This is a genomic window from Halomonas sp. MES3-P3E (genome assembly GCF_002836035.1).
Taxonomy (GTDB): Bacteria; Pseudomonadota; Gammaproteobacteria; order Pseudomonadales; family Halomonadaceae; genus Vreelandella; species Vreelandella arctica.
This window is the reverse complement of sequence record NZ_PJBT01000014.1, coordinates 60,829-85,044: the sequence shown is the minus strand read 5'-3', so window position 1 is coordinate 85,044 and position 24,216 is coordinate 60,829. Positions and strand designations below refer to the sequence as shown.

Here is a 24,216-nt window from a genome sequence, read left to right as displayed (position 1 = left end):
ACAACAAGGCAAACCAGTTTCTTGTTATATTTAAATCGTATTTTTAGCTGCTTTGGAACGGGCGAAAACAGTGTTTTAAAAAGATGCTGTTAAACTCTCTCAAAGGCTTCCCGTAGTTCATGCTTTTCAACTTCGGTTCTTATGTAAAAATATCTATTAAAGTAATCGAAGTTTTCAGTTTTCATTGAGCTCCGATTAAGTTTGTCAATCATTTAGAAAACGATTGCTGATGTTGCTAGTTTCTAAAAGGGGTTATGAATTGATAACAAAAGAAAGGCTGTGTATTTCAACAGCTCTTATCTTTCTACAATTTTATAATGTTAATGTTAATGTTAATGTTAATGTTAATGTTCTGTATTTGATTTGCTGCAGTATTCAGACTTATTTGCTTATGTTGAAATATGTATTTAAAGCTTCATCAGTAAGTGAATAATACTTTCTTTTACCAAGTGATTTGTTACGAATCATTTCTTTTGTTTTAAGGAATCCCATGTCCTTTAGTTTAGCAGCTCTTTTTCCGACTTTTTGATAGGTGCAATCAAGCTCCTGAGCAAGACCAGAAGGGTACTGCGGGCTGTCAACTTTTAAACAATTTATAAATTGCATGTCAAATTCAGGCAGAAGTATTTTCTCATCTGCTAACTCAATGTCAACATTTGCATGCTCTATACTACAATTTCCAGACTTACACTTCGGACATAACATGTCAAACATCTCAATCATTGAAAGCATTTCATAATCATGAGTTGCTTTGCAGCGAGGATTGTTGCATGCAATGTGTTTAGCGTTACAAAGATATTCTCTTAAGCTTTTTGTGTTATTAAATCTTCTTTGAATTACATACTTACGGTCAGATCCTCTCCCAAAATGGATGTCTTCACTAACGCATAATCCGTAATTCAATGAGAAAAAACTCATCATTTCACTGCTGTCCTGATCTTTTTGTTCGTTGTACTTAGTTACAAAAAACTGCATTTCTAATGGTTTTAAAACATCTTCAAACTTCTTGTTAATGTAAAAATGGCTGGTGGGTGGTTTCGATTTATCTTTTGCAAAAACCTTAGAATCTGAAACTAATATATCCCTTTTGTTTATTTTTGCCGCATTGATAAAGCGTTCTAAAAGTTGATGTAAATGGTACTTTTCAAGTTTCATGTCAAAAGGTTCTCTCATGAACTGATTCTGAGAGAAATAAGGCTTCACTGTATCAATAAAATGTTTCTCTGCTGCAATTGATAAATCGTTTAAAGTTATTTTTTTATCTTTGGCAATGCTCTGCTGGTTTGCATACCATAAAATCCAACCGACATTCCGTGGAACGCACGAGGTTATATCAAAAAGAGTTTTATAGTAATCATTCAAAGTAGTTTTTGATGTGTCGAAAAAATCCTCTGGCGTTTTTTTACAAAAGAATTGTGTTCTTTTTTCAATTAATTTTTTAATGCTTTCCTGAGCTTGAGAGTGAACATCAGTAATAGTTCTAGCTTGGTATAGCTCGTAAAAATCTAATCTTATTTGCTCGATTTTTTGAGGATCTATATCTCCGAGGTAAACTCTTCCTGGATAGGCGGCAATTTTGAATTTAAAGAACTCATCAGAAAGATTGTTTAATGGTGCAATAATTACATCTACAAAGACTTTCATTGCATCATAATCTATTTCAGAAAAGTCATCTAAGCAAATAAAGACATGATTAATTCCAATATCTTTAAGAAGCTGTCTAATGCTCCGCATGATTAAGACAGGGTTAAAACATTTCAACAGTACTTCAGAAAATTCTTCATTCAAGCTAGATTTGTCAGAATTTGAAGTACCAAACTCTGCGTTAACTCCTCCTTTCAGGTTGAAGCTGGGGCCCATACCTATATCAAGAGAAGCTTTTTGTTCTAAAGAACTGCTGTTTTCATCATTAGATAAAATTCTTTTTTGTTTGAGGACCTCAACATCCATATACTCAAACTTTTCTATATCATCAAAAATTCTATTTAACTCTTCTTCGAAAGCGGCTTTGTCGGGTCCAAAGTATTTGGTTATTTTAGCTAGGTAGAATTTTATTGTGTTTGTTTTAATTTCAAGTTTTATATCAGATATAATTTCTTTGAGAAATGATTTGTATATCAAATATTTGCTTAAATCTTGTGCTGTAAAATGATCCTCATACTGTTCGGTATTATAAGAAAAAGCTTTTGATTGCTCAAAAATACTTTTTACGTCAATATACAGTGAAAGTTTATCTTTACTCTTTCTTATATCATGTTGGAGCCTAGCAACAATTGTAGATTTGCCAGTGCCACGGCGCCCGGTTAGAATAGTTGTATTTAGTTTCGATATTGACTTCAGTATTAGATCATTATCTAGAGGGTCAACGTAAAGCTTTTCAATAACATCTTTACTCAAGCTGACGTCCGATAGGTCAGCTCGTCTGCATTTTTTTAATGAATCAACTAAGTTAAAAAAATTATCTTTATCTTTTTGACTAATTTCCATTAGCTATCCTTTTGGTGCAGATTTTAATGATTCTGAGAGGCAATGCAAAAATATCAGAAAATGCATTTTTAATACCCGTTGAAAGAGTATGTTATCTGTACATGTATTTTCGCTTAGCCACTTTGGTATTCGTCGCGCCAAATTTTGATTTCTTCTAATGAATTTAGCTTAGCACAACCTGCTTAAGCGGGCTGAGCTTAGTGAGTAATATTTTCAACGTTTCGCCGATCCATTCAGTAGAGCTAATAACGACAATCCCCTGCAGGATATAGTACCAATCCCTAGAGCCATGCTGCGCTATTCCCGGCGTTTGGAGGTGACAGCAGGAACAGTCGAGGATAGATTCGCAGGCCCCTATCTTGTGTTACCTACGCTTACGGCTTCAACTCTTCCTGCCTTGGCGGGGCGCCTACCTTCACTTCGCTCAGCTCCTCATGGGAACGGTGATGACCTCCTGCAATGCGGTTAGCCCAGCATCGTCTGCCAGCACGATGAGCATGGCAGCAAGCACGTCTGCGGAACGCCTCAGAATAAGCGCTGATGCCATCCTGGATCTGCGCTGCCAGCAGACAACATATCGACAATTAGGAAAGCAAAGCCTTAGGAAAGAGCAACAAAAATGCAGCTCAATCGAAGTCGTTGGATTTCGTTTCGATTTGAGGAGTCGTAACGGCATGCACATTACTACGAAATATTTGCCTAATCCTATTTTTTTAATGAAACTGCAACAATCCAATATCAAAAATACAATCTTAAACTCAACCAATGGTGCCAGCATAGTGCCTGCCTAGCCTAGGTTTGAGTAATTTTTCCAGTGGATTATCTGATTTTTTGACATTTTCGTTAGCGGGCTATGATTTACCTAATCCTGTATACTGCCTCTACGTATTGAGAGGTCAGTCATGAGTAATATTGCCTATCCAAATTATTTGTCAGTCCCTGCGCAGTTAACTGCCGCCCCCATGTCCCGCAACTTGCCGATCTCGTCTCGTCCAGAGTGAGTGAAGAAGGCCTGTATGAAACAGATATTCCGGGACTACACCTATTTCGCGCGGATGCACCTACCAGTTGCATGTCATCTGTCTACGAGCCCTCACTCTGTGTCATCGCTCAGGGGCGCGAAACTGTACAGTTGGGGAATCGTGAAATCGTTTACGGCGCTCTCAGCTATATGGTTTCCAGCGTCGATCTTCCGGTGAACAAGCTAGTGATAGATGCCTCGCCGGAGAATCCTTTTCTAGCCGTTAAGATCAATATCGACCCTGCCGAAGTTGCCGAACTTGTGCTGCAGTTGGGCGATGCCACTCATGTCACCGAATCCAGTGCCTTCCCACATTCAGCCTGCGGCATGAGTGTCGCCTCGGTCGACCTGGAAATTCTGGAAGCAATGACCCGGCTAGTTCGATTGCTTGACACCCCCACCGATGCGCGTGTACTTGCGCCGCTGATTCGGCGCGAGATTATTTACCGAGCATTGGTTGGCGAGATGGGCCCTCGCATGCGTGAGTTCGCTTCCATCGACAGCCAGTCAAACCGTATTTTCCAGGTGATTTCGGTACTTAAGGATCGCTTCGCCGAGCCACTGCGGGTGAGGCAATTGGCGGAAGATGTGAATATGAGTGAATCTGCGCTGTATCACAGCTTCAAGCAGGTTACCTGCATGTCGCCATTGCAATTCCAGAAGAAGCTGAGGCTGCACGAAGCACGCTTGTTGATGCTCAAAGAGGGTCTTGAGGCCTCTACGGCCAGTTATCGAGTTGGTTACGAAAGCCCATCGCAATTCAGCCGCGAATATAGCCGCATGTTTGGCGCACCACCACGGACCGATATGATCAAGTTGCGGGGTGAAACACGTATAAGCATGCTTGCTTAGGCTGCATTTTCAGCGACATTGTCACTGTCGTTGCTTATATACAAGAACGGGCCACCCGATTGGGTGGCCCGAAATGTCTGCGCCGCTTTAGTTGCTAGGTCGGCGCGATATATTGACGCTGGGTTTAGCCACGTGTGCCGCGTACTAAGTTGTCAGCATGATCGGAATGAGCAATCTGTTGAGACATGGTCTGATTACTCTCGATCTCAACAAGGTCACGATGCATTCTTTCACGTGTGCCGCCCAGTGCAGGGCTGCCAGCCTCGAACGTAGTGCGGTAAGACTGGTTTTCTTGATACTCAATGGCTTGGCCATCTTCTGCTTCAACACGGTACTGAGGGCTGCCTTCCCGTGTGCCGCCATGAGTAGAGCTGCTAGTGTCGAAGCCAGCTTGGTTTGACTCTGCAGCGGTAGCTTGAGCGGCCATGCCCAGGATTAAAGCGCTAGCGGTAATTGTCTGCATAATAATAGTGGAGTATTTCATGGAATTAATTCCTCTCATTGAATGACATATCCGCATAACCTGGAAAATGAAGTCTTTATGCCCGTCCGCTTAGAGCCAGTATATGGCTGATATATATCGCGGTGGGCGCCAGGTGGCGGCATGTTTTGGCCGTTAAGACCGTGAGAGAAATGATAGAGAGGGATGGCAACGAGCAGTAGGTGTATTCCTCGCTGAAGATTGCCTAATCCTGCTAATTTTATGTTTCCGAGCGTTTTTACGAGATATAACTCTACTTTTAATAGTCTATACAGATGATCGTGATAGTAAAGCTTTATAAGTGTAGAGCCGCTGCTCTCGCCATTAGATGATCTTTTCTTATTCTTATTCTGATGCTGAGGCCAAGCAATCGAGATTTGCTTTGTCAAACGGGGGAAGCCGCATTTACCCCCTCGGCGAGTTCGACGGCATTACGCTGCTTTTTTCTACGATACCGCCTTCGCTGGAGTAACGTGCCAGCGTGTCATTCCAAAACTCCATGGGCAGCAGGTTGGTTATATACAGGCCAAAGGTTTCGACAACGGCACGTAATAGGAAAAACGGTTGAGCCGGTAAATAGCACAAACAGCAGCAGGCCAACGGCTATACTGATTATTGATATTAGAGAGCCGTTTCACCCCAGAATTCAGCCCTGCATAGACCTATAGAGCACTCTGGTCGACAGAAAGGCCCCGCCAAACAAGCTATCGAGGACGGCAAAGGAAATCAGCCTGCCGGACATATTTTTATGCAGCTACTGGTAGCACTGACTCATATAGCCATTGCTGGAGACGTCGCGTCCCGTACGTCGCTCGGCTAGCTTGATGGAGTTTAAGTATGCCACCTGAATAGCCGACAAACATATGCAGCTTAATCAGTCTGGCTTTGCTGCCAAAAGCTATCAGTGGCGATCAATCAGATGCCATTAACGTAACTCTTTCCGCCAATAGACTGCCTGATCACGGTTTGCTAGCAGGTCCGCTGAAAACTTAAAAAATAATTATAAATCAATGGTCTGTTGGCAATGCTAAGATGGCTAAGACGACTTAAGTGCGATAGCGAACAGAGAGCCAGTTCAGCATCACCTATCCTGTCTGTGTAACCGTTTGTGCAGAATATTAGCAAAAACGTAACGAAAATTTCGACACTACTAATATATGAACCTTCTATCAACATCCTAAACATGAGGACGCGTTGGTTTATTTGGGTTGAAAAAAGTTCGATGTCCAATTTCTAGGCCTTTTACGTCAGTGCCTATCGGCAACCTTTTGACGTAAAACATGAAATGGCTCATCAACAAGGACAAGGAGTAGCAGGGAAAATGAGGATTACCATCTTCGCTTGTGGTTATGTGGGTCTCGTAACAGGAGCCTGCCTGGCCGACGTCGGTCATGACGTTATGTGTGTCGACGTGGACAAGGATAAAGTCTCCCGCCTTAAAGCTGGCGAAATACCGATTTTTGAGCCCGGTTTGGAGCGTCTAGTTCGCGATAATCAGGCCGCTGGTCGTTTAAGTTTCACCACGGATGCCGCCGAGGCGGTCAAATTTGGCTTGCTCCAGTTCATCGCTGTTGGCACCCCTTCCGACGAAGATGGCAGTGCCGATCTCAAGCACGTGCTTAAAGTGGCTGAGACCATTGGCCAGCATATGGACGATTACAAAATTATCGTCGACAAATCGACGGTGCCCGTGGGTACCGCCGCAAAGGTGGAGCGTGCGGTTGCTACCGAGCTTGAGAAACGGGGGCTGGATATTGAGTTTGACGTTTGTTCGAACCCGGAATTCCTCAAGGAAGGGGCGGCGATCGAGGATTTCTCGCGCGGCTCTCGGATCATTGTCGGCACCGATTCTGAGCGCGTCAGGGAAGCCATGCGGGAGTGTTATGGCCCTTACAATCGCCAGCGCGACAAGATGATGTTCATGGGTGTGCGCAGTGCCGAACTGACCAAATACGCGGCGAATGCGCTGCTGGCGACCAAGATAAGTTGCATCAATGAAGTCGCCAACCTCGCCGAGCATCTTGGCGCCGAGGTTGAGGAGGTTCGCCACGGGATCGGTTCCGACCCGCGCATTGGTTACAGCTTCATCTACCCCGGCTGTGGCTATGGGGGCTCCTGCTTTCCTAAAGACGTCAGAGCTCTAGCCAATACCGCCGAAGAAGTCGGCCATCCCGCTCACATCATTGAGGCGGTGGAACAGGTCAATTCCCGCCAGAAGAACAAGTTGTTCGAAAAGCTTTATCAAGCCTTCGATGGCCAACTGGCAGGCAAAACCATTGCTGTGTGGGGGCTTGCCTTCAAGCCTAACACCGATGATATGCGCGAGGCCCCCAGCCGCGCCCTGATGGAAGCCCTATGGGATGCCGGCGCGCGCGTTCAGGCGTTTGATCCGGAGGCCAACAACGAGTGCCGTCGAATCTACGGAGAGCGTGACGACTTGGTGCTCGCTGAACAACGCGAAGATACGCTGGAAGGCGCCCATGCACTGGTCATCTGCACCGAGTGGAAAGCTTTTCGCACCGTCGACTTCTCGCTGTTAAGCAAGACGCTACTTGAACCCGTGGTTGTCGATGGCCGCAATCTCTTTCATCCCGAAAGCGTCAAGGCGGCAGGGCTTGCCTATTACGCCATCGGCCGCGGTGACTCCGTGCGACCCGTCCCGGCTTGAGGCATTCCCATGTTTGCTAAACGCCATAAGCACTCCTCTGCCAGCCGTATGACGGAACTGACCACTTTCCTGTTCGGTTTGGCGCTGCTGATCTTCGTCGTTAGGGAGCTGCCAGCGGATGTGTTTTCGCCCGAGTCGCAGAGCTTCTTTTTCATCATCGGGTGGATCGCCATCTGGCGGTACTCGTGGTGGGCGGTGCAGGCTTTTCGTTCGCTGTGGTACAACCGGCTCGTCTTTCCGAGCTTGCGTGCCGAAGCCGATGCCGCCGGTCACCATGAGAAGCCGCCTGAGTTGTACGTGCTGTGTACGTCCTTTCGTATCGATCAGCGTGTCAACTTTCAGGTCTACGATGCGCTGATACGGGAAGCCCATCAATACGGTGTGCCAACGACGATTTTTGCCTCTGTGTCGGACCGTACCGACGTGGATATCATCAATCACGTCCTGGACGACAATGACTGGCCGCAGAATGTCACCGTGCGCTATATGTTCCAGAAGGGGGACGGCAAGCGCTCGGCCATGGCCGAGGTGCTGCGGGCGATCTCCCGGTGCCTGCCCGCGCCGGGCTCGCTGCTGATCTCAATGGATGGCGATATCCTCCTGGAGCCAAACACGCTGTCACGCACGCTGCCTTTCTTTATTGCCCAGGAGGACCTGGGGGCGCTGACGACGAACAACCGCGCCAAGGTCACTGGTAATGATGTTACCCGCGAGTGGTACGACCTGCGCTATGCACAGCGCCACCTGATGATGAGTTCGATGTCGCTATCGCGGCGCCTGCTGGTTCTTACGGGGCGTTATAGTGTCTTTCGCACCGACCTCGCCATTCAGCCGGATTTCATCGAGCTGATCGAAAGCGACCACGTTGATCACTGGCGCTTCGGGAGTTTCAAGTTTCTGTCCGGTGACGATAAGTCATCGTGGTATTGGCTGCTAAAGAACGGCTGGTCGATGCTCTACGTTCCCGATGTCTACGTGACTGGGTTCGAGGAGCTCCCTAATCGACATCGCTTCTTCGCCTCGTCCACGGATCTGATGCGGCGCTGGTTTGGCAACATGCTGCGCACCAGCAATCGCGCCATCGCCCTGGGCCCTCGCCCGATGGGGATGTTCACCTGGTGGAGCTTGGTCGACCAGCGCATCTCCATGTGGACGACCCTGGTGGGCCCCACGGTGGTAACCCTGGTGACGCTTTTCATCAGGCCCTCGTTTTTCTTCATCTACGTGCTGTGGATCATGTTTAGTCGCGGCATTGCGGTGTCTGTTCTGGCTTGGCAACGCGGCCGTTTCAGCTTGCTGTGGATTCCGCTGATTTACTACAACCAGGTGTGGGGCGCGATCCTCAAGACCTATGTCAGCTTTCGCTTCAATCGTCAGCAATGGTCGCGCCAGGGTATCTCCGCTGGTGAGCCAGACGATCCGGTGGCGGCACGCAGGCAGCGGCGCATAGGCCATGCGTTGCATAGTTTGGTCTATGGCGTTCTTCTCTTCATCCTGGTTATCTCGACCGGCGACATAATGCCTCCAGGCCGGACCACTATGCATATCGCTCTCGATCAGGTGCGGGAGCCTGTCCATGGTTCCCAGCGTCTAGATCGCTCGGTCGACACCAACCTTACCGACAAGGCCTGTGAACCGGTCCAGTCGCCTCCCGACTATTTTCTGGTGGAAGGTGGCCTGATCAAGGCGCTGTCACAGAGCGCCAGCACGCAGGCCCGTCAACAGACCACGCTAACGGTGCTCTCAAAGCGCTCTCAAAGACAGTGCAATGAAAGGCTTTGGATCGAGCCTACGCCCACGCTCGAGGTGTCTACGACTCATCCCTGATGCAAGGAGCAACCTTCGGATGAAAGATGATCATTTAAACGGTGCCCACAAGCGGCATGAACCCACTCTCGACGAAAATCAACAAGGGACGAAAGACGATGCGTCCCCAACGTCAGAAAGTGTCAATCAAGAAAACGAACGCCTGATGCAAGGTAACCCACTGCAGCACGAGCGTCGCGATGAACGTGGCTATATCCGGGTGGCGACCCCATTTCGAGTAACCCTCGCCGATAGCGATACTGAGCTGGACGGCAATGATGTCTCCCTCGGCGGCTTCTCTGCCCACAGCGAACGTGCTTTTGAACCGGGCGAGCGTGTTTCCGCTTCACTGATTATGGCGGCGGGTAGCTTTGACGTCATGGTGGCCGTCAACGCCGAATGCCTTGACGCCATTCCCAGAGAGCGTGGCAATGGATATGACGTTAGGTTCAAGATCAATGAGATAGATCCGCAGCACCACGAGTCGCTACGTCAGATCATTCGTAGCGGGTTGAGTGGGCGTTCGCCCAATATCGAAGGCCAAATGGCCAGCGAAGATCCACAGACGCCACGCAAGCGGCAGGCAACCAAACCAACGCCTCCTAAGCGCCAACCAAAGCCTATCGGACGCTACATTCTCCTGTTTCTGGCGATCGGCTTGTTGGTGTTGGTAAGCGCGGCGACGGCCTATCGCAACTTCGTTCTGATTGAGCCCAGCTTCGCCGCTGTGACGGCGCCGCGTATCGATATCCGCGCCCCCAGCCCCGGAATACTTGGCGAGCACGGCTTTACCGCTGGGGACCAAGTCGAGCGCGATCAGTTATTGACCAACGTGATCAATAGCGACCTCGAATCAGACCTGATCCTGGCAGAGGCGGCACTCAGCTATAACGTCCAACTGATAGAGAATCTACGTAACTACCTTGAGGAAGATGCCCAAGAGATCAGCTTGGCCAGCTCCGCACAGCCAGCCAGCGGTGACCTCACCACTTTCGAGACGGTCTCGCCAGATATCGCCGAGGCCCGTGTCGAACAGTTCGAGGAAGTGCGCGATTTCGAGAACTCGCGTATCGCCGCCCTCAAAGAACTTCAGGCCAGTAACGAAATATACAGCCCCTGTGACTGCCGCGTGGCCTGGGCGTTGAGTAGTGCTGCCGGGGTCTACATCGACGAGAGCGAGCGGATCATGACCCTGGTCCGTACCGATGAAGGTGATGTGATGGTCGAGGCACTGGTGCACATGGATGACATTAGCCGCATCGAGCCCAATCAGCAGGCCTACGTCACACTGGCCAATGCCACCCAGCCGATTCGCGCCCAGGTGCGCTATGTCGCCCTTGACGTTGAACCACAGCCTCGCGCCGGTTTCCCCAGTTGGGTACGGCAGCAGCAAAACGTGGCCAGTGTACTGCTGTCGCCAGAGGCGCCACTGCCTCCAGAAAGCGTGGGCCAGCCGGTAGATGTTCGCTTTAGCGAAACACCGCTGCTGAGTGCCACCTCGGAAAAAATATGGCAAGGCGCGAACTGGATAAAACAGTCCAGCTATGACCTCTATGACACAGCCCTGGAGGAAATAAACCACTATAGGAACGGTACCGATGAAACCAGCGATGAAGGGTAAACACCAGCACCCGTGTATCGGGTTACGGCACAAGCGTCTGCTATTGAGCGTGCTAACGCTGCTACCGTTCGCGGTCAGCCATGCCGACAAAGCCGAGGATGCCGTCGTCAGCATTCCACAAGTGGCGCCTTGCTCTCAACGTTATGAGTTGGCCGAAACCCCAAGTCCGGCGCCCGCCGAAGACGCTTATAACGCCGTTCGCCAGGGGTTCGATACCAATCACCACTGGGGAACCAAAGAGAACGTAGAGCGCTTGGCTGCTAACGATACCGGCATCAATGAAGCTGGGCTGCGTGTCCACTATCCCGCTGGCAGCTCCTCACCAAGTGACGAGCCTCTCGGCGGGGCCGGCTTCTACAGCGATCCCTCTTCGCTCCAGGAAGCCGACCGTGCCTGCCTGAGCTACAAGGTGCGCTTCCCTGCCGACTTCGATTTCGTGAAGGGAGGCAAACTGCCTGGGTTGTACGGAGGTGAAGCCCCCTCCGGCGGCGAGAGCGTCGACGGCGAGAAGGGTTTCTCTATGCGCTTGATGTGGCGCGAGGAGGGTGAAGGTGAGCTCTACCCTTACGTAGTCGACTTCGAGGGAGCATCAGTAGGTCGCGGCTTCTGGCGCTACCCGACCGGATCATGGGTCACCATCGAACAGGAAATCATACTTAACGACCCAAAACGGGAGAACGGTGTCGCTCGGATCTGGATAGACGGCCAGCCTGTGCTGGAACAGAAGAACATTATCTTTCGTACCACGCCAGATATCACCATTGATGGTTTGATGTTTTCCACTTTCTTTGGCGGGACCGGAGAAGGCTGGCGCACGCCACGCGATCAGTACGTGGATTTCGCCGATTTCCGTTTCTATACCTCAAGATCTTGAGCACTAGTACTTGAGCATTAGCACTCGAGAATTAGTTCTTGAGTGTTAGTGCTTGAAAATTAGTACTAGCGCGCTGTTGGAGCAATAACGATCATGCCTCTTGCCTTATCAAAAGGACTTTCCGCACGGTTTCTGTTTGCATTGCCCATTGCCTTGGTGGCAATGGGCAGCATTGAACTGTCGGCGGATACGAACTTGGACGACACCCTCTCAAGAGAGGAGCGCCAAAAGATTGACCTTTCCAAATATAGTGTCACCGATACGAACGCCAGCTACTTTGACGTAAAAGCTCGCATGGCGCTGCTTGAGCAAACCGATAGCACTATTTTGCTGCAGGTAAGCGACAAGCTCTCGATGGGCCCCAGTTGCCGCCAGGAGACTAACTCAGAGCCCATCACTACGCGGGGGGCGATACCCGGCTTTTACCCCAGCCGCACAGCATGGGAGCTGGCCACCGGGCCACTATTCGATTTCGAGGATAGCGTATCGAACCTGGCCGGTTCTTTCGTTGCGAGTGGCGACATTTACTATGCCGAATGCCTGGTGCGTTACTTGTATGGCTGGGCCGAGGCCGAGGCTCTGACCGACTTTGTCTATGATGCGGCGCAACCGCAAGCCTGGTTTGCCTCCGAATCAATGTTGTTCGCGGCGGCCATGGCCTACTCTATTGTGCGCCCTTACATTGACGGCCTTGAGGAAGAGCGGGCCGACATTGAACAGTGGCTGCAAGGCTTGGCCTTGCAGCATTCGGCAGTCCCTGGTCCTCCGCAGGATAGCTGCTGTAATAACCATTTATATCGTCGCGCGCTTTACGCCACCATGATTGGCGTGCTGGTCGAAGACAACGACCTGTTTCGTTTTGGTGTTAGCGCCATTTACTCGGCCCTGCACGATATGACCGAGGAAGGCGCTCTGCCCCTTGAGATGAGTCGCGGACGACGCGCTACTCACTACCAAAACTATGCACTCAATTACCTCATCACCAATATGCAGGTCATCCATCGCCAAGGTTATGACATCTTCAATCTGGAATACGAGGACAGCAACATCCATGAAGGCGTCGACTACCTGTTCCAGATCCTTGACGACCCCGCCACGTTGGGCGATTACGCTCCGCGAGAACAGTACACCGGTTTCCTGCGTGACCCACAGTACTTCACATGGATGGAGATCTATCTTTCGCACTTCGACCAGCAAAGAATGGCCAGCCTCATTACCCGGGCACGACCAACCTACAGTCGCAGCGCGGGAGGCCACGTCACTCTTTACTTTATGGATCCCGACGCCCAGGAGCACATCCACACGGACGAACAACGTCAGGAGACCGAAGCCTTTCGGGGCTTGGACAACTGAACAGTAACCGCGCCACATAAGGAGAGTGGGGGAACATATGAAGAGGACATCGATCAGGACTCTATACACACCTACGCTGCGGCTGACCGCAGCGTTAACCTTGTCAGCATGGCTCGCTGGCTGCGCAATCACCGCTGAAGAACCGCCTGTCGGAGAACATGCAGGCCCCGTTCCCACGCAATACGCAGGTTGGTTCGCCAACGGTCCGGAGGCCGATACGGATGGGTCAGACTGGGACACTATCAATCTCGCCCAGGAGCGCATCGACGAGGGCCGTTATAAAGAAGCCATCACGTACCTGCACCCCTTAATGGACCGCTATGTGCCGCCTGCCTTTTATGAGATGGCCAAGCTCTATGAGCAGGGGCACGGCGTCGAACAAGACCTCACCGAAGCAGCACGACTGTATGGCAAGGCTATCAATGAGCCTTCCTCGACACGCGGCCATGCCTCGCTCAACCTCGCCCGACTCTATCGAGAGGGGCACGGCGTAAAACGTAACGACGTGCTCGCCTATCACCTATTTTGGCAGGCCAAAGAGGCCAACCTCGACCGGACAGCAGAAGTCGAACTTGCCAACCTGCTGTCTGAAGGCGGCGAAGGCGTAGAGGCGGACCCCGAACTTGCCCGTCAGCTTTACGAGCAAGCTGCCGCCCAAGACAAGGAACAAGCTCTGCAGGCCCTAGCTGAAGCGCACGCACCCGGCGGTTGGCTGGAAGAGGATGCCGCACAATCGATGGCCTATGCTCAGCGTTACGTCAAACAACTTGAGGCCCACGCTGGACAGGGCGATGTCGGCGCCATGCTTCAGTTGGCATCGCTCTATTCCCCTGACGGACTGCTCAGTGATCAGCCCGATCAGCGCATCCAGTGGCTGCAGCAAGCCGCGCAAGCGGGCGACCTAGACGCCCAGGCCCGCGCTGGGCAAGAGTTGGTCAACGTCGGCGAGTACCGGCTAGGCATCTCTCTGCTGGAAGATGCCGCCCGTCAGGGTCACGTCGAGGCGATGATCTACCTCGGCCAAGCACTGCTGACGCCTGAGAATGAGGGGCAACCGGAAGAGCCAAGCCGCGCTGAACGGTGGCTGAGCAAGGCCATCCAGGCGGGTTCGGATGATGCCCGGGTCATTCTCGGCCGTGCCCTTGTCGAAGGCCAGGCAGGCCTTGACGACCTACCTCGCGGCATTCGCCTGCTCGAACAAGCGGCAGAGAGCAATAACCCTCTGGCCCTGGCGCAGCTTGGCTCGCTGCTCATGGACGACGAGAAGGTCGAAAGTCAGCCTACCCTCGCTGCCGACTATCTGGAACGCGGCCATGAACTGGGCCACCCATGGGCGACCCAGCAACTCGGCGCCGCCTATCTAGAGGGTCGTGGTGTGACGCAAGACTCCCAACGTGCCGAGGAGCTGCTGCAAAATGCCGCCGATCAAAACCAGACCGGCGCGATGCGACTCCTGGGTGAGGCCTATCTGAAAGGCGATGCCTTGTCCTTACAGCCGAATCGCGGCAAAGAGTTGCTGACACAAGCAGCCCAGGCCGGAAACACCACCGCCATGACCACCCTCGGCGAAGCCTATTTGGACGGCACGCTGGAGGGCAACCCTTCTCAGGGCGTTCGACTACTAACCCGAGCAGCCGAGCAAGGGGATGACTATGCCATGGTTGTGCTGGGTCGTGCCTATCGAGAAGGCAACGGTGTCAAGCGCGACCTCTATAAGGCCAGGCGGTGGTTGACCCGGGCTCAGGAGGCAGGACACGCGTCCGCCGCCGATGCGCTCGCCTACGTGCAGCGCGACCTGGGTGCTGAAGGCAATATTGATGCACTCATCGCCGCAGCAAAAAATGGGCATCCGAGTGCCATGGCCGGTCTTGGTCGAGCCTATCTCGACGGTGAGGGGGTTGAGCGTGACCAGAAGCAGGCCGAGAACTGGTTGGAGCAAGCATACCAAGCGGGACATGCCGGTGCCGGGGCAATCCTTGGCCGCATGTATATTGACCAGGGCGAAAGTGCGCGCGGCATTGACTACCTGGAGACCGCTGTATCGAGGGGGCATGCTGGTGCCCGCAACGACTTGGGCGAAGCCTACTTGACCGGTAGACACGCCGAACAAGATGTGGAGCGCGGTCTTGAACTGCTAAACGCTGCGGCCGCATCAGGCGACACACATGCCGCCTACGTGCTGGGCGATGCCTATCAGCACGGTAAAGGGGTCGGAAAAGATGCCGAGCTGGCCGAGCGCTGGTATCAGCAGGCTAGTGATGCTGGCGCCGTCTACGCGCGTGCCGAACTAGGCATCGCCTTTATGCGCGGCGAAGGTGCTATTGGTCAGGATGTTCAGCGAGGTTACGAGCTACTCCAGGATGCTGCCAAGCGGGGCCACTCTGGTGCTCAGGCCTCCCTCGGTCGTGAATACCTGAGCGGGCGTAACATCGAGAAGGATCCCAAGCGTGGTGCGCGTTACCTCTATCAGGCAGCAAGCCAAGGACACCAAAGCGCCCGCCTCGCTTTGGCCAGGGCCTATCTCTTGGCTCGTGGCTACGAGAATCCCAATCAAAAGCAGGCGTTACTATGGCTCGATAACCTAATCGATAGCGAGGGCGGGCTTGCCGTCGAAACGCTGCGCCAACTGCTCACTGATGAGGCCGCTTTTGCCGCCCTTGAGACTGAGCTGGAATGACACTACTTGTTCGCCGGGTCGCCAGAAGCGGCCCAGCTCTTGAGCACGAGGCTGCTAATATAGGGCTTTCATAATCGAGGTATAACCAGCAATCGAACTACCAAGCTGTGATCGCTGTGATCGTCGTTGACACCTGATAGTGTCCTATCTTTAAGAAAGGGAAGCCTTACAGAAGCGATGATGATCAAACTGCGCTACTGACATTATAGGGAGATATCAATGCCAGTACTTTGTGATTGCCAGCAAAATGCTTTGCTTGGCTTATTGCCGGAAGAAGAACTGAATCGACTGTTACCTCATTTAGAGGAGGTGACATTGACAGTGGGGCAATCGCTGTGTGAATCCGGACAACAAATGGACTATGCCTACTTTCCGCTAGACTCCATCGTCTCGCTGCTCGGCGTGATTAAGGATGGCTCCTCGACAGAAATTGCCGTGGTGGGCTATGAAGGGGTGCTGGGTGTCTCGCTGTTCATGGGTGGTGAGAGCACACCCAACCGAGCGATTGTACAGAGTGGCGGGCAGGCATTACGTCTCAAGGGCCATCTGCTCAAAAAGGAATTCTTCCACGCTGGCGCGATGCAGAGACTGCTCCTGCGTTATACCCAAGCCTTATTGACACAGATGGCGCAAACAGCGGTATGCAATCGCCATCACAACCTCGACCAGCAGCTATGTCGCTTGCTACTGCTCAGCATTGACCGGCTGCCATACAACGAATTGGTCATGACCCAAGAGTTAATGGCCAATATGCTGGGGGTGCGCCGCGAGGGAGTCACCGAGTCGGCGGGTAAGCTCCAGAGAGCTGGGCTGATCTCCTACCACCGTGGCCATATCAAGATCCTTGACCGGCAGGGGTTAGAGGAACGGGTCTGCGAGTGCTATGCGGTGGGCAAGGATGAATATGACCGCTTGCTCAATCGACCTCAGCCTGTTCTCAATAGCAGTCCGTAGCAGCCCGGTTTAGCGTCCAAGGGCCACTGTATTTGGCTTTACAGCTAGTTATTTGGCGAAGGCATTAGGAGGCATACCTTCGCTGTAGTCATGGAATAGCACTTAACCTTGTCAGTTTTACTTCTCAGACTATTTAGCCACTGTGTCCTGATTCACAAAACCACAAAATGATAGCTAGGCGTTTGAAACCATTCGCCGGAGCAATAAAGGCAGCAACAACACCAGTAGCGTGATGCGTAGTAGGTGGTGAGTGGTAACGAAGGCGGGATCGATACCTAAGCTCAGTGCGACCAGGCTTAGCTCTGGGGCTCCGCCTGGCATGTAGGCAAGCAGCGCCGCCGCGGCAGAGTAACCGGTGAGTAAATGCCCTGCCCAGGCGGCTAAAATCGCCAGCAGTAACAGTACCAGGGCCTGAATGACCGCCATCAGCATGGCCATCCCCACCTCGGCAATCGGGGCACCCGCAAAGCGCACACCAACGGAAATGCCGATGACCACCTGTGCTAGCGCAATGATCACAGGCGGGACGGCAGCATGCGTGAGGCCCGAGAAGTGCAGCGCTGCTGAGACAAGGGCCGGGCCAAATAGCAGCGGGCTAGGTAGGCGAAGGCGCTTACCCAGCCACATGCCGACAATGCCAGCCGCCAGCAGCCACGCGATATCAGTGGAGGAGGGCATCCATAACCACTGCGATAAGGCGGGCGCGGTGCTGCTAATGTCGACATGGCCGATAAACTGCAAAACAGGCGGGATGGCCGCCAGCAGAACCAATATGCGCACAGCATGGGTAATGCCGATGATCCGCAAATCAGCCCCTGAAGAGAGCGCCATCCCGGTGACGGTGGAAACCCCGCCAGGCACGCCCGCGTAAAGCGCAGTTTCCCAGGAGTGCCCCGCCACGCGGCGGGAAAACCACACCGAGAAAGTCATCATCACCGCCGTAGCGATCAGCATAATCGCCAAGCTGATCCCCCACCGTGTTGCATCTCCGGTCATGTCGGCGGTGAACGCTGAACCGAGCATGACCCCAATGACGACCAACACGCCCTGGCGGCCCTTGCCCGGCGACCTCATCGGTACGCCTGCCAGGGAGGCCGCCGTGGTCGCGATCATAGCCCCTAATAGCCAGGGAAGCGGCAATTGTAACCAATAAGCCAACCCGCCCCCGATAAGCCCGAGTGCCAGTGTTGGTAAGAAACGGCCTAAGGGGGCCAAGTGTATTGCTCGCATCGTGTTCAATATCACAGGTTTGCAAATAAAAGCCCTGGCGATCGTTATCACGGGCCAGGGCTAGCTATCTATTCATTGTCGGAGTCGGACCAGAAGCGCCGTTAATCAGCGCTTAGCTTGCGGGCAGCCAATAGCTTCGGTACCAACCAGCGAAGCACCAATAGTAATACCGCCGCAACCCACAGCCCCAGTGAGATACCCGATTGCCATAGGATCCCGACGTCGCCGCCGCTGATAGAGAGTGCTCGACGAAGGTTCTGCTCCATCAACCCACCCAGTACATAGCCGAGAACCACTGGCGCCAGAGAGAAGCCCAGCTTACGCAGTAAATACCCAAACACGCCGATGACCAGCATCAAGTAAATAGCAAATAGATCAGAGTGCAACTGATAAACGCCGACGAACGCCAGGATAGCAATAGCGGGCACTAGTACCCAACGTGGAAGTGATGATTAAACTCTCCAGCATAAAGGATAAATCAATCCCCAAGCGCGTTATTTCCTTGTCCATTAGCGCCCGCGCCTTTTCACCTGATACATATGGCTATCTGCATGGCTCAGTAGGGTGTCGGCGTCTTCGCCGTCGGTGGGGTAGCAGGCTAAGCCGATGCTGCAGGATGGCATTCTGACTTCGCCGAATTCAGCGCCTAGCGGTGCGTTCATAACGGTGAGGATTTGCTCTACCTTTTCTGTGACAGCGTGCGCCGACTGGATGTCCGTTAACAACACCGTGAACTCATCACCGCCCATGCGGGCCACGGTATCTGTCTCGCGTACACAGCCTTCCAGCCGTCTGGCTACTGTGCAGAGCACACGGTCACCCACCGCATGTCCATAAACGTCATTGATGCCTTTGAAGTCATTAAGATCCAGGAACAGCAGCGCTAGGTTGCTCTGGTAGCGGTGGGCCGTACTCAGGGCTGTGGCAAGGCGGTCGTAAAAGAGTGCTCGGTTGGTTAGATGGGTCAGAGGGTCATGGTGGGCGAGGTAACGTAACTCCTCTTCGGCCTGCATAAGCGCTGTGACGTTTCTTGCGACACCTACTCGCACGCCCTCTTCCTCGTACCAGCGGGCAGACCACAGGATGTGGACGATAGCGCCATCTTTACGGACATAGCGGTTGCGGAAATCGACGTGGGGCTTTCCGTCCATCACTCGCACAATGGAGTCCCGTGTGGTCGCTAAATCGTCGGGATGCATGTAGTGGGTGATCAGAGTGCCGGTCAACTCGTGCGGAAGGTATCCGAGCAATGACTCACAGGCATCACTCACAAAGATGATCTGGTTGTCTTTATCCACCACGAAGACAGTGTCCAGCATCAGGTGAATCAGTTTGGGGTAGAGCGCTTGCAGGTCAATGGCCATAGACTGGGATAATCCGGTTAGCGTTCCTCGACTATAAAACAATCGTGAAGAAGGGCGATAGCCATTATCTCGACAACTACTGCCTCAAATGCCCCCCTGCATTGCTCATCACGGCGGTTGCTATGACAATGAGCTAGGCGGACGTCTATTTATGCAGCTCGCGGTTGTGGAGGATCAGTATGAAAACCTTGTCGAACATGGGATTTGCCATCTTCGGTGCCGCCTTGGTCGCCATTAGTTATGGGCTAGCGCGCTTTGCATTTGGCCTGTTTGTGCCTTCCATCAGCGCCGAGCTGGCGCTCACACCCTACCTTATCGGGGTCATCGGGGCGCTGCCGTTTATCAGTTTCGTGCTCGCTACACTGGTCGCGCCGCTTGCCGCGCATCGTCTAGGGGCGCGTAACCTGGCAGTGCTCTCGGGTGGTTTCGGGGTTGCTGGCCTGGGGCTGATCAGTCAGGCCTCAGACGCACTCTCGCTCGGGGTGGGGGTGTTTATCTGCGGGATCTGCACCGGCTTGATGATGCCCGCGCTGACCGCCGCTATGCAGGCACTGGTGAGCCGGACGATGCACGGGCGAGTCAGTTCGATCATGAACGCAGGTACCAGCGTCGGGATTATCGTGGCGGTACCGACGGTCGTGTTCCTCGCTGATGCATGGCGCCTGACCTATACGCTCTTTGCCGTTCTGACCGGCATGGGAGTGGTGGCGGCATGGTACTTTATCCCTTCGGTATCAAGAGTAATGCCAACCAACGCTGCATCGCCGCCACCAATCACCCGGTTGCAATGGTCGCGGCTCACCCGACTCTCGTTGTTCGCCTTCGCCATGGGCTTCGTTTCTTCTCCTTACTGGCTTTTCGCGCCTGATCTAGTGGTTACCCTTGGCGCGCTGCCCCCTGGTCACACTGGCTGGCTATGGTTTGCGGTCGGCATCGCCGGGCTCGGTGGTGCCGTAGTGAGTGATCTCGCCGACCGCAATAACCCACCCATCACCCAGGCATTGATGTTGATGATGCTCTCTTCAAGCCTGGTGTTACTGGCCGCTAGCCCAAGCCAGCTAGCGCTGGCGATGTTTTCCGCGATGGTTTTCGGGCTTGCCTATATGAGCTTAACGGGGCTGTACTTGATGACAGGCATCCGGTTACTGCCGGGGCGACTGTCGATGGGGCCGGTGCTGCCCTTTATGGCCTGTGCGCTTGGGCAGGCAGTGGGTTCTCCGGTGGTCGGTGTGCTGGTCGATGGATTGGGCTATGCGGACGCCTTTGCGATCTTCGCCGTGATCGGTATCCTGGTGGCGTTTTTATCGCCACTCTATCCAGGCCACATTGACTACTGGGCCGAGGAGGAAGAGCCGCTACCGGTGGAGGATACCGGCCTTCAGGCCGCCTATGACCACCAATTGCTGGATGAAGATGGCGAACCTATTGTGTCCGGTACAAAAGCAACCTATAAAGCCTAATCATTGCGTTGAGGTCCGTGTGACAAAGTGTAGCGAGTTATCACGCAGATAGCGTGCCGGACAACACGGCCTTGGTGCTGAACAGATAATGGTTGATGACCGTTAATCAACGATTCACTATGCTTGTTTAATTTTTATTAATATTTTTTTGTTCAAGTAAACGCACTTTTTTTCTATAACCCATTGGCATCACGCATTAGTGATGCCATCAATTTCAATTTTCCATACTTTATAAGTTTTTCACTAACACCGCGAAGTTCTCTCTATCCGATACTAGCGGACTCTCTAGCGCGGCTTATCGGTGGAACTGCTTTTCGCGTTCGGGCTGCCAATAAATGGCATCGATACGCAGCCGTGTTTCGGTATTGTTGGGTAATGGCCATTCGATGATGTCGCCCACCTTGAGGCCGATCAAAGCCGCGCCAATGGGCGCCATCACCGAAATGCCGTCCGCTACGCTTTCCAGGGAGTGCGGGTAAACCAAGGTTCGAATCATCTTAAGCCCACGAGTGAGGTCGGTGAAGCGAACCTGACTATTCATGCTGACCACGTCATCCGGTATATCTTCGGGGTCGCAGACCTCACCTCGTGATAACTCTTCCTCAAGTAGCTGAGCTACGGCCATATCTTTATCGGATGCATTGTCGATCAAGCGCTGGAGGCGTTCGGCATCAAGACGATTAATAATAATAGCAGGACGTGGTCCCATGATGACTCTCCTTAAAGCAATAAGTTTAAACCAATAAAAAACAGCCCTTCCCCAATAAAGGAAGGACTGCATACTTTTTACAGTATAAGCGATTTATAAAATAAAGACGATCAGGTGACACCTTGTTCAATCATGGCATCAGCCACCTTTCTGAAGCCTGTAATATTGGCGCCTAGTACCAAATTGGTTTTATCACCAAATTCGTCGGCTGTGTCAGCGCACTGACGGTGGATATTGGTCATAATCTGTTTTAATTTCTGGTCAACTTTCTCCAGGGACCACTGCTCCATGCTGCTGTTTTGCGCCATCTCTAACTGGCTGGTAGCGACGCCGCCTGCATTGGCGGCTTTGCCAGGCCCATAGGCGATTTTAGCGTTTAGAAACAGGTCGACGGCCTCTTTGGTAGAGGGCATGTTGGCCCCTTCACTAATACATGTGATGCCATTAGCGAGCAGGGTTTCCGCATCACTTGCGGTCAGCTCATTTTGTGTCGCACAAGGGAAGGCTGCATCGGCTTGAATATGCCATACGGAATGCCCATCTAGGGGATAGTCACGTACAGAAATGTAGTGCGCGTCAGGGTACTCATGCAGGTAGTCTTCTAAAGAGGTGCGTTGCACTTCTTTGAGCCGTTTGAGTAAGCCTAAATCAATGCCGTTTTTATCGTGGATAGTGCCACGTGAATCGCTGCAGGTGATCGGTTTAGCGCCCAGCTCGTACAGTTTCTCAATGGTATAAATCGCTACATTGCCCGCGCCGGAAACGAGGCATGCTTTGCCACGAAGCTCATCTCCACGGGCAGCCAGCATGTTTTGCGCAAAGTACACCGCCCCGTAGCCAGTGGCCTCTTTACGGCCCAGCGAGCCTCCCCAGTTAAGCCCTTTTCCTGTTAGCACGCCTTCATAGTGGCCGGTGAGTCGCTTGTACTGGCCAAAGAGAAAGCCAATCTCCCGCGTACCTACGCCGATGTCACCAGCAGGCACATCGCAGTTGGGGCCAATATGACGGTATAGCTCGCTCATGAACGCCTGACAAAAGCGCATAATCTCGTTATCTGATTTTCCTTTCGGGTCAAAATCGGAGCCGCCTTTCCCACCGCCGATTGGCAAACCGGTTAACGCATTTTTGAAGATTTGCTCAAAGCCGAGAAATTTTATGGTGCCTGAGGTAACACTGGGGTGGAAGCGTAAGCCACCCTTGTAAGGGCCAAGGGCAGAGTTGAACTGTACGCGATAGCCTTTATTGACCCGCACGCTGCCAGCATCATCTACCCAGCTTATGCGGAACATAATTTGTCGTTCGGGCTCGACTATCCGCTCAATAATGCTGTGTTGGTGGTAATAATCACTCTGCTCGATTAGCGGGCGTAGGCATTCGAGCACTTCTTCGGTGGCTTGATAAAATTCCGACTGTGCAGGGCTGCTTTTATTAAGTCGTGTCAACGTATCGTGAACGTAGGGCATAGGGCATATCATCATCGTTATTCAACAGAGTATTGGCTGGCCAGAGCGTTGGAATATTTAACTGGCAGCACTCTTCTGTGCATAGCCTATGCGTGTTCTGTATATGAGAAAATTATATAAAAATAAGACTAAAGTTTGATAGCGGCCGGTTTTAAGCAATAATTTCTCAATAGCTGTTAAACGGTTATTAAACGATTTAAGGTCTCTTGTGAATCAAATTACTATGCAGAAAGCTAGGAGTGTTCAATTTAATAAAATAATATTTGAGATTATATAAATGTAAATTTTATAAGCGGCCGTAATGTATTAAGCGAACCATTAAAACTAAAGAGTGTTGTTTTATAGTTATAAGTTGACGTTGTCAATATTGCTTTGGCAATGTGGCGAAGCGTAGCTAGGCAGTTGTCGCTTGATTCCCAGCTCGAATTGATGAAGATTTCCATGGCCTGGATATAAAGGGCATAGCACACTAGCGGATGTTAATACTCTCAGGTGATCAGGCTACCGATCCGGCCAGCGGGCGTTTTGGTCATCTGGAGCCCTCCGAGTAAATCGTCACCACGCTGTTGATCAGAGGAAAGCTCAGGCGGGTCTGATGTTCTGGTTGATACGGAAGAGATTTTCCAGGTCGTACTGTTTCTTGATTGCCATCAGTCGCTCATAGCTCGCGCCATAGGCGAAGGCAATGTTGTGCCCACCACCACGAAGGGAGAAAGGCACGTTGTGTTGGCGTACGAAGTTCAGGGCGTGAACGACATCGGCAGGTGACGTGCAGCGAGCCACCATGGAAGGCCTGCGATCAATCATGGCGTTCCATATCTGGCGCACTTCGTCGTATTGAGGGTTATCAGGAAGAAGGACACTTCCTGCGAAACCGGTCTTGAACTCCTTGATTGCGGTTGACGTAAGCTGGCTCATGACGAGCACCGTTAAGTGGGCTCGACGGTGCGCAGAAGGCACCGCCGAACGGGGTAGTGAGGAAGACAATGTGGCTGGGGATTAGCCATATGCCTCACAGTGGCCGCATTAGGACATTTCTCCAGTCTCAAATCACAGTATAGTCACGCCTGTCAATAAGGCCGTTTATTTATTTGGTCATGTTTATTCGAACCTGTATATCCGAGCTAAGCGACGTTAACCTTCATTGTCGTCAAGAATTATCGAGGGCAGTTTAATAGGGCCTTCTAACAGTTGCT

At 52.0% G+C, this 24,216-nt stretch carries 17 protein-coding genes and 1 pseudogene; 10 read left to right on the top strand and 8 right to left on the bottom strand.

Going from position 1 to position 24,216, the window contains the following annotated elements:
- Positions 1 to 381: 381 nt before the first annotated feature.
- Positions 382 to 2,487 carry a hypothetical protein gene (locus tag CXF87_RS04230; protein ID WP_101145615.1) on the bottom strand — a complete coding sequence of 702 codons (2,106 nt, stop codon included), beginning with the start codon at positions 2,485 to 2,487 and terminating at the stop codon, positions 382 to 384.
- A 446-nt stretch (positions 2,488 to 2,933) separates the two neighbouring features.
- Here CXF87_RS04230 and CXF87_RS21545 point away from each other — a divergent pair, with 446 nt between their 5' ends.
- Together CXF87_RS21545 and CXF87_RS04220 are read left to right on the top strand one after the other, a co-directional pair.
- Positions 2,934 to 3,278 (top strand): hypothetical protein, encoded by a 345-nt coding sequence (locus CXF87_RS21545; RefSeq protein WP_157826472.1) that lies wholly within the window; start codon positions 2,934 to 2,936, stop codon positions 3,276 to 3,278.
- 206 nt (positions 3,279 to 3,484) lie between these two features.
- The gene (locus CXF87_RS04220) at positions 3,485 to 4,360 is read left to right on the top strand and encodes an AraC family transcriptional regulator (protein ID WP_269801090.1); all 876 of its coding nucleotides are present in this window, start codon (positions 3,485 to 3,487) and stop codon (positions 4,358 to 4,360) included.
- A gap of 124 nt (positions 4,361 to 4,484) precedes the next feature.
- Here CXF87_RS04220 and CXF87_RS04215 read toward each other — a convergent pair whose 3' ends face one another.
- The gene (locus CXF87_RS04215; protein WP_101145614.1) at positions 4,485 to 4,844 is read right to left on the bottom strand and encodes a hypothetical protein; all 360 of its coding nucleotides are present in this window, start codon (positions 4,842 to 4,844) and stop codon (positions 4,485 to 4,487) included.
- 1,318 nt (positions 4,845 to 6,162) lie between these two features.
- On the opposite strand from CXF87_RS04215, the gene CXF87_RS04205 reads away from it, so the two are divergent.
- The 7 genes from CXF87_RS04205 to CXF87_RS04175 all read left to right on the top strand — a co-directional run bounded on the left by CXF87_RS04205 (position 6,163) and on the right by CXF87_RS04175 (position 16,794).
- Positions 6,163 to 7,509: a UDP-glucose dehydrogenase family protein gene (locus tag CXF87_RS04205; RefSeq protein WP_101145613.1), complete on the top strand. Its 1,347-nt coding sequence runs from the start codon at positions 6,163 to 6,165 to the stop codon at positions 7,507 to 7,509.
- A 9-nt stretch (positions 7,510 to 7,518) separates the two neighbouring features.
- On the top strand, positions 7,519 to 9,336 hold the full coding sequence (locus CXF87_RS04200) for a glycosyltransferase (protein ID WP_101145612.1): 1,818 nt from the start codon (positions 7,519 to 7,521) through the stop codon (positions 9,334 to 9,336).
- Between the two features lie 19 nt (positions 9,337 to 9,355).
- Positions 9,356 to 10,936, top strand: coding sequence for an HlyD family efflux transporter periplasmic adaptor subunit (locus CXF87_RS04195; protein ID WP_101145611.1), 1,581 nt, complete (start codon positions 9,356 to 9,358; stop codon positions 10,934 to 10,936).
- Positions 10,914 to 11,810 (top strand): polysaccharide lyase, encoded by an 897-nt coding sequence (locus tag CXF87_RS04190; protein WP_232774613.1) that lies wholly within the window; start codon positions 10,914 to 10,916, stop codon positions 11,808 to 11,810. The genes CXF87_RS04195 and CXF87_RS04190 overlap by 23 nt, the downstream gene beginning before the upstream one ends.
- A gap of 93 nt (positions 11,811 to 11,903) precedes the next feature.
- The gene (locus tag CXF87_RS04185) at positions 11,904 to 13,163 is read left to right on the top strand and encodes an alginate lyase family protein (protein WP_101145610.1); all 1,260 of its coding nucleotides are present in this window, start codon (positions 11,904 to 11,906) and stop codon (positions 13,161 to 13,163) included.
- A 37-nt stretch (positions 13,164 to 13,200) separates the two neighbouring features.
- On the top strand, positions 13,201 to 15,840 hold the full coding sequence (locus tag CXF87_RS04180; RefSeq protein ID WP_101145609.1) for a tetratricopeptide repeat protein: 2,640 nt from the start codon (positions 13,201 to 13,203) through the stop codon (positions 15,838 to 15,840).
- A 219-nt stretch (positions 15,841 to 16,059) separates the two neighbouring features.
- Positions 16,060 to 16,794, top strand: a complete 735-nt coding sequence (locus tag CXF87_RS04175; RefSeq protein ID WP_101145608.1) for a Crp/Fnr family transcriptional regulator — start codon at positions 16,060 to 16,062, stop codon at positions 16,792 to 16,794.
- Positions 16,795 to 16,968: 174 nt separating this feature from the next.
- On the opposite strand, the gene CXF87_RS04170 is transcribed toward CXF87_RS04175, so the two are convergent.
- From CXF87_RS04170 to CXF87_RS04160, 3 genes and pseudogenes are all read right to left on the bottom strand, one after another.
- The gene (locus tag CXF87_RS04170; protein ID WP_232774611.1) at positions 16,969 to 18,009 is read right to left on the bottom strand and encodes an AbrB family transcriptional regulator; all 1,041 of its coding nucleotides are present in this window, start codon (positions 18,007 to 18,009) and stop codon (positions 16,969 to 16,971) included.
- A 116-nt stretch (positions 18,010 to 18,125) separates the two neighbouring features.
- Positions 18,126 to 18,458, bottom strand: a pseudogene (locus tag CXF87_RS04165) (tripartite tricarboxylate transporter permease); the annotation flags it as partial.
- 75 nt (positions 18,459 to 18,533) lie between these two features.
- Entirely contained in the window at positions 18,534 to 19,388 is an 855-nt protein-coding gene (locus tag CXF87_RS04160; protein ID WP_101145606.1) for a sensor domain-containing diguanylate cyclase, read from the bottom strand.
- 179 nt (positions 19,389 to 19,567) lie between these two features.
- Between CXF87_RS04160 and CXF87_RS04155 the strand changes: the two genes are divergently transcribed.
- Positions 19,568 to 20,848, top strand: a complete 1,281-nt coding sequence (locus CXF87_RS04155) for an MFS transporter (RefSeq protein WP_101145605.1) — start codon at positions 19,568 to 19,570, stop codon at positions 20,846 to 20,848.
- A 295-nt stretch (positions 20,849 to 21,143) separates the two neighbouring features.
- Here the strand turns inward: CXF87_RS04155 and rnk are convergent, their stop codons facing one another.
- The 3 genes from rnk to CXF87_RS04140 all read right to left on the bottom strand — a co-directional run bounded on the left by rnk (position 21,144) and on the right by CXF87_RS04140 (position 23,938).
- Positions 21,144 to 21,557 (bottom strand): nucleoside diphosphate kinase regulator, encoded by a 414-nt coding sequence (gene rnk, locus CXF87_RS04150; protein ID WP_008956086.1) that lies wholly within the window; start codon positions 21,555 to 21,557, stop codon positions 21,144 to 21,146.
- 110 nt (positions 21,558 to 21,667) lie between these two features.
- Positions 21,668 to 23,020 carry an NADP-specific glutamate dehydrogenase gene (gene gdhA / locus CXF87_RS04145; protein WP_101145604.1) on the bottom strand — a complete coding sequence of 451 codons (1,353 nt, stop codon included), beginning with the start codon at positions 23,018 to 23,020 and terminating at the stop codon, positions 21,668 to 21,670.
- Between the two features lie 582 nt (positions 23,021 to 23,602).
- Complete coding sequence (locus CXF87_RS04140; RefSeq protein WP_157826471.1) at positions 23,603 to 23,938, bottom strand: BBE domain-containing protein; 336 nt, start codon at positions 23,936 to 23,938, stop codon at positions 23,603 to 23,605.
- Positions 23,939 to 24,216 lie beyond the last annotated feature (278 nt).